Raw genomic sequence first — 13739 nt, 5'->3', positions numbered from 1 at the left:
CAGTGACATGTATCAAAAACTTCCGGTCTACAGTCTAATGAGCCATCGCTGGCTATTATTTCTTTTTTGTTTTTGTTTTTGTTTTGGCTTTGCCGGATTTACCGTTGCTGATGATGATCTTGATGAGGTAGGAAGCGGTCGCCTAGCATTTGCACAGCTGGGACAAGAGCTGCCTGATGCTAATAGCTACCGGACAGCATCGGGTGCGCCGGGCCATGCTTACTGGCAGCAGCGGGCAGATTATGACATCACCGCAGTGCTCGATGCACCGACGCGGAAAATAGCGGCGACGGCGGTGATTGGCTACACCAACAATAGCCCCGATACCTTAACGTACCTCTGGTTACAATTGGATCAAAACCGATTCCGTAGCGACTCTCTTGATCAGCGGTCACGAACAGTTTCAGAGGATCGGGTGAGTTATGGAACGCTACGCGAGCAGCAGTCCTATGCTGACAATCAGTACGGCTATGAGGGGTTGTTTTTTCGCAACAGCAAAGGTGACCCCATGCAGGCAGCTATCGTCGGCACCATGGCGCGTCTCGATCTGAGTAATCCGCTGCTTCCGGGTGAGCGGGTCGAGTTTACTGTGGAATGGCGATTCAATATTCTCGAGGAGGTTGCCGTTGGCAGCAGAGGCGGCTTCGAGTATTTTGAAAAGACCGATACCCAACTCTTCTTTTTGGCGCAGTGGTTTCCCCGCCTGGCGGCTTATACCGACTATGCTGGCTGGCAAAATAAGGCCTTTTTGGGGCGGGGGGAATTTACCCTAGAGTTTGGCAACTACCAAGTAGCCCTTACGGTTCCTGACAATCACATTGTCTCTGCAACCGGTGTTCTTGTTAATCCTGACCTTGTGCTGTCGCCAGAACAACGCAATAGGTTGGAGGCTGTAGATAGTAAAAAGCCGCGATTCATTGTGACGCCGGAGGAGGCCCTGGCGAATGAGCAGACGCAGCCGTCGGGGCAGAAAACCTGGATCTTCAAGGCCGAAAACGTTCGAGATTTTGCCTGGTCGAGTTCGGCTAAATTTGTCTGGGACGCTATGCTCCATGAGCAACCCGGGGCGCAATATGACTCGGTATTGGCCATGTCTTTTTACCCGAACGAAGCCGAGCCGGTGTGGTCACAGTATTCCACCCAAGCTGTTGTTCATACGCTCGATGTCTACAGTCGCTTCTCTTTTGACTACCCTTATCCAACCGCCCAGTCTGTAAATACTTGGGAAAGTGGCGGGATGGAATATCCCATGATTACTTTCAACGGCTATCGGCCCGACCCGCCCCGAGCAAAACCTGAAAAACCCGAGTCAGCTGAGACCCGTGCCAACGAGGCACGCGCGTATTCGCGCCGTATTAAGTACGGACTCATTGGTGTCATCATTCACGAAATTGGGCACATCTACTTTCCCATGATCGTGAACTCTGATGAGCGCCAGTGGACCTGGATGGATGAGGGTTTAAACACATTTTTAGAATATATGGCTGAGCTTGAGTGGGAGGAAGACTACCCAGCTTTCAGAGATGACACTAACATCTTGGATTACATACCGGGTTATATGACCTCAAAAAACCAAGTGCCTGTCATGACCCAATCAGATTCCATCTTGCAGTTTGGTCCTAATGCTTATGTGAAGCCGGCAGCGGCGCTTACAGTGTTAAGAGAAACGGTAATGGGGCGTGAGCTTTTTGATTTTGCCTTTCGGGAGTACTCGCAGCGCTGGAAATTTAAGCGCCCAACCCCCGCAGATTTTTTTCGGACCATGGAAGATGCCTCTGGCGTTGACCTTGACTGGTTCTGGCGAGCTTGGTTTTACGGGACCGAGCACGTCGACGTTGCGCTCAATGAGATTCGCGTTTATCGACTGAAATCTGGCGATCCCGATATTGATGCGCCACTTGATCGCATCGAGGCCGCTCAGGATAACCCTGAACCCATGACGGTACTGCGTAACCGCGATGAGGGGCGGGTGCCTCGTGAGAGTCGGTACCAGGACCTAGAAGATCTTTATAGCAACAATGATCGATTTACCGTGACCAACAAAGATCGTAACGAGGCGCAAAAAGCCTATAAAAAACTTGAAACTTGGGAGCAAGCGGCACTCGCGAGAGCCCTCGAAGAGGACCCCATGTTTTACTTCTTGGATTTTGAGAATGTTGGTGGGGTGCCGTCGCCGATACCTCTTGAGATCTATTACGAGGACGGCTCAAGCCGCAGCTTAATGATTCCTGCGGAAATTTGGCGTAGAAATGCAAATGCCGTGACCCACCGATTGATCGAGGCAAAGCCCATCGCCTACGTACAAATTGATGGAAAGCATCAAACTGCAGACACGGATTACGCCAACAACCGTTTCCCACCGGAGATCCGAGCATCGCGATTGAAGACCTACAAGCGCGATAGAAAGACCCGAAATCTCATGGCGGACCTTTTGGTAGAACTCAAGAAAAAGTCGGGCGAGGGCGCTGAGCAGGGCGAAAATGTTGAGCTTGAGGCGGTTCAGGATTGAAGCTTTTGACTCTAGACGCCTTTAACGCTGGTGAGGCCCGTGGAAGCACTTCTCCACGGCGGAATCCCGTAAGGTCGCGGTTGTGGCCTGCTTATCTTGGGTTCCAACGAGTGGGCTGGGCTGTGGCTGTTTTGATGTTGCTCAGTGTTCAGGTTACGGAGGCTCACCGCGACCACGGTGTTTGGACCGAGCTGGTCTGGTCAGAGGATCGTTTTGAGATTACTCATCATATGCACCTGCAGGATGCTCAACGGGTTTTGGAGAGGCTGGGTGTCGACGTCCGTCTTGATAGTCCCGAGGGGTTGGCTCAACTTGCACTGTATGTCGAGGACCGTTTTTCGCTATCTGAACGGGGTGAAAGCGCGCACCTTGAGTTGATTGGCGCTGAGACCGAGGGTGACTTTCTGTATGTCTTTCAGGAGTGGCATGGTTCAGAGGGGTCCGAGATCCCTCAAATTGACAGCACCTTGCTCAAAGAGATACATCCCGACGCCGTCACATGGATTCGTATAGAGGCTCCAGAGCTCAACCGAACTTGGTCAGTGGACGGCCATAACTCGAGCAGCAGCTCGTAAACTTCTCAATACTCGCTTACCACACTACTCTGGTAAGCCAGCCTAGATTTTTAAGTAAGGGCCTAGGTGACCGTGCCCCGTTTTGAGAATCTTTCCTCACGATAGATTTCCGACCTCAAAATGTCTGCGAGGGTGTCGACGGCGACGTCGATTTCGGAACGCTGGTTATACAGCGGGGCAATGCCAAAGCGAATAATGTCGGGCTCGCGAAAGTCGACAATAACCCCTCGATCGATCAACGCTTGGCTAACGGGGAATCCTTCTTCAAGGCGTAAACTGACTTGCGACCCCCGCTCGTGGGCTGGGTAGGGAGTTAGGCATTGAATATCACGGGTCACTGGATGATTGGCCAATTGATCCATTAGGTATTGGGTCAGCATTAGGCTGTGTTGGCGCAATGTTGCTATGTCGGTTGATTCGAAGATTGACAAGGCAGCCTCAGCTGCCGCCATAGCAATGACACTTTGGGTTCCTGTGAGGAACCGTGAAATGCCAGGCGCAGGGCGGTAGCTCGGTTCAAAAGCGAAGCGATCGGCATGTCCCATCCATCCGGGTAGGGGGTTGCTCGCGCTCTGATGCCGCTTGGCAATATAGAGAAATCCGGGTGACCCGGGACCGCCATTGAGGAACTTGTAGGTGCAGCCGACCGCCATGTCGACGTTGTGGCGATTTAGCGCGGTTTCTAGTACTCCCGCACTGTGGGCAAGATCCCAGATTACCAGGGCGCCAGCAGCCTGAGCCCTCGCCGTAATGCCTGGTAAATCCCTTAGCGTGCCTGATCGGAAATTGACATGGGACAGCGACAAAGCAGCGACGTCGCTAAAGTCCAGTGTGCTCAGAGCCTCCACTGGGACGGCTTCCACTTCGCAACGCTCGGGGCCTAACAACTGCGCCACGCCGTCAGCCATGTAGTTGTCGGTGGGAAAGTGCCCGGCCTCGGTGATAATCCGAGTGCGCGGCGCGTTAAGCTCGAGGGCGGCGGTCAGGCATTTGAAAAGATTGATCGATAGATTATCGCAACATAAAACTTCGCCAGGGTCTGCACCAACCAACTGTCCGATGCGATTGCCGACGGCGCTAGGCTGGTTAATCCAGTCGTGGTCATTCCAACCCGCGATCAGGTCCTTTCCCCATTGGTCGCCTACGACACTGTCAACGCGACGTCTGACGGTATCGTGAAGAGCGCCTAAGGAGTTGCCATCAAGATAGATGCGCTCTGGGGATAGACAAAACCCAGCGCGAATTGTGGCCAATGCCTCATGCGCATCAGTCATCGCTGTTACGACCGGTTTGCGTCAAGTCTTCGAGGGTTTTTAGAACCTGGCCAAAGGCAGTAGTGGCCGGATGGATGAGATCGAAGTGTCCTGATTTCGCAATGATTTTGGTGTTGGTTTCTGCAAAGCCAGTCAGTTGATCTGGCCCCACAATGGTGTCGACCTCCCCCAGAATCAAACGCATGGGTTTGAGGAGCGTCTTGTTATGCACCGTGGCCAAGGTGTAGCGATCGGGGTGAGATTCTGGTGCGCCCCCCAAAAACTCTGCAACCATGCTCGGACAAGAGCCCTCCTGTCCCGCATAGGTTGCTAAATTGGTAATGGCCGCTAGAGCCAGAACGCCTTTGATGGGTAACGTAGGATCAGCTGCGGTCAAAAGCGCAAGGTGCCCCCCTGCTGAGTGACCAACTAACCAGGGCGGTTCTTCACTGAGAGCAGCAATCTTTTGGGTAGCCGAAGCAATATCGTCTACCGAGCCTGGCCAGCCGCCCCCGGGGTCTCCGACCCGGCGATATTCAGCGAGCCACACGTTATATCCTGCACCTGCCAGCGCTCTGGCCATGGGTATCGCGTGCTGACGGTCATAAGCGTTAGACCAGCAGCCACCATGAACCAAAAGCAGGTTTACGTGGGTTTCAAGTGCTGAGGGGAAGTGCAGTAACGTTTGCTGTGGCGCCGGTCCGTAGATCACGGTTTGGGGCGGTGTTTCTCCGATAGGTAGAGCCAGCAGATCTTGGAAACTGACGGGCATGGGTATTGGAGGTTGCACATTTGAGCTTGTGGCTTCTGGGCTGGAGGCACTGACATTTCCAGATCCTAGCCAGCCCACGAGTATCGCAGCGCTTAAAAACAATAGCGCCGCGAACCTTTGGTGATGAAACCCGCCTCGGGTCATCGCACGCTACTCAGTTTACTCAGGCCTCAGCGACCCTATACATGTCTTGATTCTCTTTCTTGTACATCGATTTTTTGGGCGTAGCGAAGACCCGTTCCATCATGGGCTCAAAAAAGGCGAGTGGGAACGTTTCAGTCTCGGGGTTGAATGCTGGTGCATCGTACTTTTCGATAAATTCTAGCGTGTATTCATAGAGGGGGTGATCTCGGTACTGGTCACGCATGTTGCGATCAAGTCCCAGATGATGAAGGAAGTAGTAGCCCTGAAACTCTGCATGATGCCGCACCATCCAAGCGTTATCTTCGCTAACGAAAGGCTCAAGAATTGTTGCTGCTATCTCGGCATGGTTTGCGGGACCCAGCGTATCGCCAATATCGTGAAGTAAGGCGCAAACGACATACTCCTCATCTTTTCCGTCTTTGTGAGCTAGTGTTGCGGTCTGTAAGCAGTGGGTCAATCGATCAATCGGAAAGCCTCCACAATCGCCCTCGAGAAGCTTGAGGTGCGCAACAAGTCGTCCACATAAGCCTTTTGCGTGCTGTGCGGCTTCACCGCCAATGATGGCCCAATCTTCCACCGTACCGTCTTTCATGTGGTGAAATTTGGCGCGCTGCTCTGTCGCTGCTTGCATGGCGGTATTCTCCTATTGTTGGTAGTGCCCGCGGGTCGTTAGTCTCAATGATGATCGGGGATGGAGGTCAAAGCAAGCGAACGCTGCTGTTGAGGCTTTTTAGCCATTTTCAGGTTTAGGGTTTTACTCTTCTAACACGGTTTACGGTAGGGTAAGGCCTGACCTCATGGGTATGGAATAGGGCAAATATAATGAGCAACAGCACCCACACTTTTGCAGTCGATCCCCGCAATACTGATATACAGATTAATATAAACGGCGATCTTTTCCCCCGGGAAAAGGCGGTGGTATCGGTCTTCGACAGTGGTTTTATTCTCGGTGACGGCATCTGGGAAGGCCTGCGGGTTCACGACGGTGTGATTCCGTTTTTAGACCAACACTTGAAGCGTCTCTGGGAGGGCGCCAAAGCGCTTGATTTAGATATGGGTCTCGACAAGGCTGAGTTAGCGGAGCGCCTATATGACACTCTTGATGCGAACGGCATGAAGGATCATGTTCATATTCGCCTTATGGTCAGTCGAGGAATAAAGTCGACGCCGTACCAGGATCCTGCGGTGACCATCAGTCCACCGACCATTGTCATGATCCCCGAATACAAAAGCCCCGACCCATCCCTCAACGATCGAGGTGTTCGCCTCTACACGGTCTACGTGCGTCGAGGCTATGCTGATGTGCAGGACCCCCGTATTAACAGTCACTCAAAGTTGAACTGCATTTTTGGCTGTATTCAGGCGGCTAAGGCGGGTTACGACGAGGCTTTGATGCTGGACCCCCATGGCCATGTCGCGACCTGTAATTCAACCCACTTTTTTATTGTCCGAGACGGCGAGGTGTGGACCTCGAGTGGGGATTACTGCCTTGATGGTATTACTCGACGCAATGTCGTCAACCTGTGTAAAGCCAATGGCATTCCGGTGTTCGAAAAAAACTTTTCTGTTATGCAGGCTTACGGTGCCGAAGAGGCGTTTGTCACCGGCACCTTTGCGGGCCTGACCCCCGTGTTTGACATCGATGGTCGGGAGATCGGCGATGCCCGGCGCGGGCCCATGGTGGACCGGCTGCAAGGACTGTATCGGGACCTGCTCAACCACGAGGTCGATCGGCACCAACAAGGGAACGCTGAGTGACCCTTCGCATTGCCATGTGGTCGGGGCCACGGAATATTTCCACGGCCATGATGCGTGCCTGGGAGAACCGCGCCGACTGCGCGGTGATCGACGAACCATTTTATGCGTGTTATCTGGCGGAAAGTGGCGCAGATCATCCTTGCCGCGAGGCCGTTCTGCAGTCTCAGCCCACCTGCCGAAGTGAGGTAATTGCAGGCCTAGTATCTGACGAGCCGGCGCCCATTTATTATCAGAAACACATGACCCACCATATGCCTGCCGCCTGTGATTTGTCCTGGGCGATAGAAATGCATCACGTATTTCTGATCCGGGATCCCGCGGCGGTCATTGCGTCTTACCTCAATAAAATGCCGACGGTGACTTCGGATGATATCGGCATTGTTCGGCAGTGGGAGCTGTATCAGACCATCAGCGAATTGACCGGCAGGCGGCCTACGGTGATCGATGGTGCCGATGTGTTGGCCAACCCTCATGTGTTGCTCAAGAAATTATGTTCGGCCCTTGAGGTGCCGTGGCGCGAACAAGAAATGACGGCATGGCCCTTGGGACCTCGCACCAGCGATGGCGTATGGGCCCAGCACTGGTATCAGTCGGTCTGGGCATCTACAGGATTTTCCGCCTCTCCGGCGCCTACTCCGAATGTGCCGGGGGTGGCACACAAATTAGCTGAAGACATGCAGCCCTACTTTCAGACGCTCTGGGTGGACCGATTAAAGCCCGGTTGAGTGTATGTCTGGCGTGTGGTCTGTTGTAGCCGACTCTTGACCCGACTCGTAGAGGGGCGCAATTCATGCTGGGTATTATCTGAGGCTGTTAAAGTGGCGCTGCATGATGACCCGTCCCCGGATAGGGTGAACCGGTAACCGCCCAGTGGTAACGTAAACACTAATTCTTTTATCCCTCGTACAGATTCCTCGGAGATTCCATGACCACAGCAACTGCCACTTCCGTACTGATCAACGAGCAGGGCGCCCTGATGACCCTGACCCTCAACCGTCCCGAGGTCGGTAATGCCTTTAGTGGGGCTATGGTCGATGCTCTCTATCAAACCTTCAGTGATCTGGCGGCGCGGGATGATATTCGTGTCGTGGTATTGGAGGGTGCAGGCAAGCACTTCTGCTCAGGGCTTGATTTGGTGGATGGTGGTTGGGGTTTTAACGAGCGTTCGGTCGGCATGTTGCTCGGCGTACAACGGCGCATTGCACGGCTTTACCTGGCCATGCGGCGGTGCCCCCAAGCGATTATTGCCACTGTTCAGGGTGCGGCCTACGGCGGTGGTTTGAGTCTCGCCGCCGCCGCCGATCTTCGAGTCGCCGACAGCACCGCAAAATTTTGTGCAGCCTATATTCGCATTGGGCTTACCGGCGCTGATATGGCCAGTAGCTACCTTTTGCCACGATTGGTCGGTGGCTCCTTTGCGGCTGAAATGATGATGACCGGTCGTGCCTATGCTGCCGATGCAATGGATAAACGCGGCTTCCTTTCCGACCTTACTGAGCCGGGGGCAAGGGAACCGGCGGTGGAAGCCTTGGTCACCGATCTATTGGCGACGGCGCCCCTTGGGCTTCGTCTGACCAAAGAGGCAGTCCATCTGGGTATTGATTCGTCCTCCATGGAAGCGACCATGGCCCTAGAAGATCGGCATCAGACATTGTTGTCGATGACCGATGATGCTGCCGAGGCCATGCACGCCTTTCAGGAGCGTCGACCACCAAAATATAAGGGCACCTAAGTACGAGGTAAAACCACCCACATAGCTTTTGGAGAACAACACATGGAACGCGAAAAATCTCCTATTTGTGATGGCTTTGCTTTTATCGAGGGCCCGCGATGGTACAAGGATGCGTTGTGGTTTTCAGATATGCACGGCGAGGCGGTTTTTCGCGTAGTACCGGGCAGTGCCCCTGAGCGTGTTGTGGCCGTGCCTCAACGGCCATCGGGTTTGGGCTGGCTCCCCAATGGTGATTTGCTGATTGCCTCAATGCTAGACCGTCAGGTGCTGCGATGGACCGGGTCTGACGCTTTGTTGCCCTATGCCGATCTGTCCACAATCGCAGAGCGTCGTATCAATGACATGTTGGTTGATTCACAAGGCAGAGCTTGGGTGGGGAATTTTGGTTTTGATCTTTCCAGCGGAGAATCTGTGATGCCCGGCACCTTGGTACGGGTAGATTCCGATGGGTCGGTACATGCTGCTGCAGATGATTTGCTTTTTGCCAACGGTATGACATTGCTCAGTAAAGGGTCGATTTTGGTGGTTGCGGAAACCTTCAAGGGCTGTCTGACAGCTTTCGACATATCTTCTGAATCTGCGCTCATTAATCGGCGTACTTGGGCAGCATTACCCGAGGGGGCGGTACCTGACGGTATTTGTGCCGACGCAGAAGGGGCCATCTGGGCGGCATCACCGACGACGGGATCAGTGCTGCGCCTAGGTGAGGGTGGGGCAGTTTTGGACAGCATAGAAACCGGCCGTCAGGCCATTGCCTGTGCTCTAGGTGGACCAGAGGGCGACACGCTGTTTGTCAGTTCCGCTGTGGCGACTGAGCGACAGGCATGTCTGGAGGCGCTAACGGCCCGTATTGACGCTTACCGGGTGTCGGTGCCGGTGGCCTAGCGAGGTTTAGTTTTTGCTGGGCCTACACGACGCAACAGCACCACCTAGACAGGCTTCTCGAATGCCCCGTTTATCAATTTTCTCGGTGGCACCTCTGGGCAGTGGTTCAGGGTAAAACCAAATTTTTTCGGGGATTTTGAAGCGAGCTAGTGTCTGTTCGAGGGAAGCCTGCAGCTCCAATAAAGTTGGGGGGGTGCTGGCGTAAACCGCAGCCCCAACTGCTTCACCAAGCCGTTCATGGGGAATCGAAAAAACACTCGCTTCTAATATGCCTTCGATCTGATGCAGCGCGCCTTCCACCTCGGGGCAGGCGATATTTTCGCCGCCTCTAATAATCATGTCCTTCTTGCGACCCACAATGTAAACCAGTCCCTCTGCGTCTTGGTAGGCCAGATCGCCGGTAAACATCCAGCCCTCGCGCAGCGCGTCTCGAGTTTGCTCCGGCTTGTTGAGGTAGCCGCGCATGTTGGCGGCGCTTTTCAGTGCCAGCTCTCCCACGGCACCGGTCTTGGCATCGGAGCCGTCATCGGCGACGATTTTCAGGGTTTGAACCGGCGGTATCAGCAGACCCGCCGCGCCAGGATGGTCTATGTAATCTTTTCCTGACAAGCGTAGGCCTAAGGCATTGGTCTCGGTCATGCCAAAGCCTGTCGCTGGAGAGGCCTGCTTAAACTGTTGGGCAATTTTTCCCACCTGGCTAGGCGGACGCTTCGCGCCACCAGCGTCGATAGAGTTCAGTGACGACAGGCTCGCACCACTTGCGGCAGCCGCCTCAAGAATATCAGCGGACATGGTAGGCACCCCCCAAAATCGGGTGATTTGCTCAGATTCAATGAGGTCTACGGCAAGCGCCGGATCCCACCGTGGCATGAGTACGACTTTTCCGCCCGCAGCTAAAGTCAGTAAAAAACAACTGTTAGTGCCTGAAATATGGAAGAAAGGAACCGTAACCAAGTTCGACTGGCCCAAAGGCTGGCCGGTATTATCAGTAGGCGCAGGGATTGGATAGCCCATTGCTTCGTAGGTAGGAAGAATCATGAGCCAAGACCACAGCGCCGTGATCACACTGCGGTGCGTGAGAATGACCCCTTTGGGGTGCCCAGTAGACCCTGAGGTGTACATGATTGAAAAATCATCGTCGGGATCGGTCGTGTGGGGGTGAGAAACCGCATCGGGGTATTGTGCGATCAGCGTATCGAAGTCATGAGGCACTGCGTTTTGAGGTCGCACGCGAATCACTGTAATGCCCAACTTGGACGCGGTACCTTGCAGTCGCTCAGCTCGAGCATCATCGACTACCGCCAACCTCGCTCCCGAGTCTTCAAATCCGTAAGCCAGTTCATGGGCTGTCCACCAAGCATTCATATGAACTGCTACCGCACCCAGTGAAGCCGCAGCGAGCAGAGTGATGACATACTCAGGATAATTGCGCATAGCGATGGCAACACGGTCACCCTTGCTCACACCAAAGTCTTTGCTGAGCACTTGGGCGAAACGCGATACTCGCGTAGCAAACTCGCCGTAACTTAATCGTTCCGTTTCAAAGACCAATAGTTCTCTGTCAGAAAATTCTTCTGCGCTTTGTTGCAGCAATGCGGCAAGGGATTTTGGCGCATTGGCGAACACTGGGAGAGACAAGCCATTGACCACCGCTTCTGTCACCGCAAAAGGCGAGTTTTCTTGCGTTAAAAGATTTATGGCTTCTTCTAAAGAAGATGATGTCATGATCGTTGTTCACCTTATTGTATTGGGGCTACGTGGTAGGACAGATTGGAGCGGCAAACTATACGCACTTGAGTTATTCAGTACAGGGGATTTTAGGCGTGCCCTATTGCGGATAATCGTTGTTACCACTAAATAATGGGCCCCTTTTTTTAAAGGTCAGGGTCGCAAAGTTTTTGAGAGGTTAGGGGCATAAAGTCATCTGCGAGCTCAGACTCAAGTGTACCGCTGCGTATATCTGCGTGGTGTGCCGCGCAAAATCAATGTCAGCTGTAAAGGGTTTTTTTGGCTGGATGTGGGGCGCAGAGCTGACTTACCGCGGCGCCCGCTTGAATTGCGCAAACCCCTAAACCTGTCGCAGAGGAAGGTGATACCGAAGATTGAGTGCAGGGAGTGAGGGTTTTTCAATGGTGTGGGGCAGGCGAGGCACTCCTGTACGTAACGCCCCCTGGCTCATCGTGTTGATCGCGGCGTTACAGCCGGAAGTCAGAACCTTCCGCATCGAGTATCAATTTGATATCTCTCAAATAAGAATCTGCCGAATCCGGATAGGCAGCGAGCTCCTCAGCAGTTTTTCTGGCGATGTCGTCATCAAGAAAACGCAGTGGCTGCCCTGTCTGAAGGGCGCTGATATAAGTTTGTGCCGCGCGCTCAAAGTAGTAGAGCTGAAAAAACGTATCGGCAACGGTTTGGCCCAATGCCAGCACGCCATGATTACCCATTACCATGATGCGTATTTTTGGATTATTAAGTAGGCCAGCGCAGCGAACGCCTTCTGCCTCAAATGCCAAGCCGCCGTAATCGGCATCAACAATATGGCGCTCATAAAACATGGCACTATTTTGATCGATGGGTGGCAACGTGCTGTTAGCCAGAGTTGCGAGCACGGTAGCCGCTTTGGAATGCACGTGCATTAGGCATCGCGCATGGGGGCAGAGCCTGTGAATCGATCCATGTAAACCCCAAGCAGTTGGGTCAGGGGCCTCGGGACCCTCCATCGCCGAAGGATCATTGGCATCGAGCAAAATGAGGTCAGAGGCTTTGATACGCCCGAAATGGACTTGGTTGGGGTTCATTAAAAACTGGGTCCCGGTGCCATCCACAGCGAGACTAAAGTGATTGGCAACGGCCTCATTCATATCCAAACGTTCTGCCCAACGAAATGTAGCGGCCATATCTTGGCGTTGAGTCTCTAGGTCGCGATCTGCCTTTATCGTTTCAACCGTATTCGGCATTTTCTATCTCCTCTGATCGCACCAATGGTCTCGGCCTGAGTATTTGGCAAGTGAACGCCTATTGAGGGTTTTATAGTTTTAGTTTGCGGCTTTGTCTACCTTTACAAGGTGGCAGGTCGCTGGGGCATAAAGCGGATGGCGAGGGCGGCCCTGTTGCGTGACGCCCAGACAGTAAAGTTCTGTCATCCTGGTCAGGGCATACTGATCTCGCCCATGCAAACTGCCTCCGTTCCCCCAAGCGGCAACCACAGGCTCCGTGCCCTGACACAGTTTTTTAATCCAATAATTATTTCGGGGCCCCACAGGGTCTTGAACCGTGCTTAATTCTCTAGGGTGTCGGCTCCGCCATGCAAAAAGGTTGATAACTGTTACCGCGGAAAATCCCCAGTCACTGCAAAACCCCATGATCCTACGTAGGGTAGGGTCGTCAGTCTTAGCATCTGCGGTGGAGGGGTTGAGACCCACAAAGACGATCTCAGGGCCATCATCCCAACGTCGTTTCAGCCAGTATCGATAGCCCTTGCAGCGTGATAACCCAGCGCTACCTTGCACGGCTCACAAACCCGAGTATTTCAATAATTTCAAAGGCCACTGTAAATCTCCCTCTATAGATAAGTTCCCGTTGGTTAAGTACCTTGCTAGTCAAAGTTTGAAATGTGCTGAGGACAATTATGAAACAGATTGTTGATGGTTTTTACAGCGCCATAAAATCTGGGGACAACGAGCGTTTGTGGGCATTGATTCACGATGATTTTACACTCGTGTGTCCAACACGCGATCACATCCTTTCGGGGGTGTATCAAGGAAAGTCACGTTTTTTTGAGGAGGTTCTACCTCGGGTCTTTGGTTGCGTTGACCCTGAGCAAATAGTTTTCTGCAACGAGCATCGCATTCTCTGTGCAGATGGGGCTACCGTCGTCGCGTTGGCGATCAATGAAGGAAGAGCGCGCTCCGGTGAATACTATGGCCAGGTCTATCTTCATATTTTTAAATGCGTTGAGGGACAGGTTTTAACGTTAATCGAGGGTTTTGATACGGCCCTCGCCAACCGAGCGCTGTGGGGTAACACCGCAGCGTTACCGGCAGATCAGAATTTTACAATGGGCAGTCTAGATGCTTTAGGGTTTGCTTAGTTTTGATTTACAGGAGTAATA

General features: G+C 53.2%; 13 protein-coding genes. 7 read left to right on the top strand and 6 right to left on the bottom strand.

Annotated elements, in window-relative coordinates; genetic code table 11:
* The first annotated feature begins 7 nt into the window (after positions 1-7).
* Both ACMAZB_RS12985 and ACMAZB_RS12980 read left to right on the top strand, forming a co-directional pair.
* Positions 8-2509 (top strand): M1 family metallopeptidase, encoded by a 2502-nt coding sequence (locus ACMAZB_RS12985; RefSeq protein WP_435217740.1) that lies wholly within the window; start codon positions 8-10, stop codon positions 2507-2509.
* Positions 2506-3084 (top strand): DUF6702 family protein, encoded by a 579-nt coding sequence (locus ACMAZB_RS12980; protein ID WP_435217739.1) that lies wholly within the window; start codon positions 2506-2508, stop codon positions 3082-3084. Before ACMAZB_RS12985 ends, ACMAZB_RS12980 begins: the two co-directional genes overlap by 4 nt.
* Positions 3085-3146: 62 nt before the next feature.
* Here the strand turns inward: ACMAZB_RS12980 and kynU are convergent, their stop codons facing one another.
* Genes kynU through ACMAZB_RS12965 form a run of 3 tightly spaced genes read right to left on the bottom strand, consistent with a single transcriptional unit; the run spans position 3147 to position 5884 of the window.
* Positions 3147-4358 (bottom strand): kynureninase, encoded by a 1212-nt coding sequence (gene kynU / locus ACMAZB_RS12975; protein WP_435217737.1) that lies wholly within the window; start codon positions 4356-4358, stop codon positions 3147-3149.
* Positions 4351-5253 carry an alpha/beta hydrolase family protein gene (locus tag ACMAZB_RS12970; RefSeq protein ID WP_435217736.1) on the bottom strand — a complete coding sequence of 301 codons (903 nt, stop codon included), beginning with the start codon at positions 5251-5253 and terminating at the stop codon, positions 4351-4353. The genes kynU and ACMAZB_RS12970 overlap by 8 nt, the downstream gene beginning before the upstream one ends.
* Positions 5254-5272: 19 nt before the next feature.
* Positions 5273-5884, bottom strand: coding sequence for an HD domain-containing protein (locus ACMAZB_RS12965; protein ID WP_435212471.1), 612 nt, complete (start codon positions 5882-5884; stop codon positions 5273-5275).
* Between the two features lie 191 nt (positions 5885-6075).
* On the opposite strand from ACMAZB_RS12965, the gene ACMAZB_RS12960 reads away from it, so the two are divergent.
* From ACMAZB_RS12960 to ACMAZB_RS12945, 4 genes are all read left to right on the top strand, one after another.
* The gene (locus ACMAZB_RS12960; RefSeq protein WP_435217734.1) at positions 6076-7011 is read left to right on the top strand and encodes an aminotransferase class IV; all 936 of its coding nucleotides are present in this window, start codon (positions 6076-6078) and stop codon (positions 7009-7011) included.
* Positions 7008-7736, top strand: coding sequence for a hypothetical protein (locus tag ACMAZB_RS12955; RefSeq protein WP_435217732.1), 729 nt, complete (start codon positions 7008-7010; stop codon positions 7734-7736). Before ACMAZB_RS12960 ends, ACMAZB_RS12955 begins: the two co-directional genes overlap by 4 nt.
* A 200-nt stretch (positions 7737-7936) precedes the next feature.
* Positions 7937-8743: an enoyl-CoA hydratase/isomerase family protein gene (locus ACMAZB_RS12950; RefSeq protein WP_435217730.1), complete on the top strand. Its 807-nt coding sequence runs from the start codon at positions 7937-7939 to the stop codon at positions 8741-8743.
* 42 nt (positions 8744-8785) lie between these two features.
* Positions 8786-9628: an SMP-30/gluconolactonase/LRE family protein gene (locus tag ACMAZB_RS12945; RefSeq protein WP_435217728.1), complete on the top strand. Its 843-nt coding sequence runs from the start codon at positions 8786-8788 to the stop codon at positions 9626-9628.
* A 6-nt stretch (positions 9629-9634) separates the two neighbouring features.
* Here the strand turns inward: ACMAZB_RS12945 and ACMAZB_RS12940 are convergent, their stop codons facing one another.
* From ACMAZB_RS12940 to ACMAZB_RS12930, 3 genes are all read right to left on the bottom strand, one after another.
* Positions 9635-11353, bottom strand: a complete 1719-nt coding sequence (locus ACMAZB_RS12940) for a class I adenylate-forming enzyme family protein (RefSeq protein WP_435217727.1) — start codon at positions 11351-11353, stop codon at positions 9635-9637.
* A 470-nt stretch (positions 11354-11823) separates the two neighbouring features.
* A complete protein-coding gene (locus ACMAZB_RS12935; RefSeq protein WP_435217725.1) occupies positions 11824-12585 on the bottom strand; it encodes a class II aldolase and adducin N-terminal domain-containing protein in 762 nt (253 codons plus the stop codon).
* Positions 12586-12663: 78 nt separating this feature from the next.
* Positions 12664-13050 carry a DUF1643 domain-containing protein gene (locus tag ACMAZB_RS12930; protein ID WP_435220089.1) on the bottom strand — a complete coding sequence of 129 codons (387 nt, stop codon included), beginning with the start codon at positions 13048-13050 and terminating at the stop codon, positions 12664-12666.
* Between the two features lie 206 nt (positions 13051-13256).
* On the opposite strand from ACMAZB_RS12930, the gene ACMAZB_RS12925 reads away from it, so the two are divergent.
* Entirely contained in the window at positions 13257-13718 is a 462-nt protein-coding gene (locus ACMAZB_RS12925; protein WP_435217724.1) for a nuclear transport factor 2 family protein, read from the top strand.
* Positions 13719-13739 lie beyond the last annotated feature (21 nt).

The organism is Luminiphilus sp. nBUS_07 (assembly GCF_051201685.1).
Classification (GTDB): domain Bacteria; phylum Pseudomonadota; class Gammaproteobacteria; order Pseudomonadales; family Halieaceae; genus Luminiphilus.
This window is presented reverse-complemented; position numbering and strand designations above follow the sequence as displayed.

What these genes read in the sequence shown, in the direction of transcription:
- ACMAZB_RS12950 (WP_435217730.1), top strand. Translation starts at nt 7,937, where the DNA reads ATGACCACAGCAACTGCCACTTCCGTACTGATCAACGAGCAGGGCGCC.
- ACMAZB_RS12935 (WP_435217725.1), bottom strand. Translation starts at nt 12,585, where the DNA reads ATGCCGAATACGGTTGAAACGATAAAGGCAGATCGCGACCTAGAGACT.
- ACMAZB_RS12960 (WP_435217734.1), top strand. Translation starts at nt 6,076, where the DNA reads ATGAGCAACAGCACCCACACTTTTGCAGTCGATCCCCGCAATACTGAT.
- ACMAZB_RS12925 (WP_435217724.1), top strand. Translation starts at nt 13,257, where the DNA reads ATGAAACAGATTGTTGATGGTTTTTACAGCGCCATAAAATCTGGGGAC.
- ACMAZB_RS12940 (WP_435217727.1), bottom strand. Translation starts at nt 11,353, where the DNA reads ATGACATCATCTTCTTTAGAAGAAGCCATAAATCTTTTAACGCAAGAA.
- ACMAZB_RS12945 (WP_435217728.1), top strand. Translation starts at nt 8,786, where the DNA reads ATGGAACGCGAAAAATCTCCTATTTGTGATGGCTTTGCTTTTATCGAG.
- ACMAZB_RS12965 (WP_435212471.1), bottom strand. Translation starts at nt 5,884, where the DNA reads ATGCAAGCAGCGACAGAGCAGCGCGCCAAATTTCACCACATGAAAGAC.
- ACMAZB_RS12985 (WP_435217740.1), top strand. Translation starts at nt 8, where the DNA reads ATGTATCAAAAACTTCCGGTCTACAGTCTAATGAGCCATCGCTGGCTA.
- kynU (WP_435217737.1), bottom strand. Translation starts at nt 4,358, where the DNA reads ATGACTGATGCGCATGAGGCATTGGCCACAATTCGCGCTGGGTTTTGT.
- ACMAZB_RS12970 (WP_435217736.1), bottom strand. Translation starts at nt 5,253, where the DNA reads ATGACCCGAGGCGGGTTTCATCACCAAAGGTTCGCGGCGCTATTGTTT.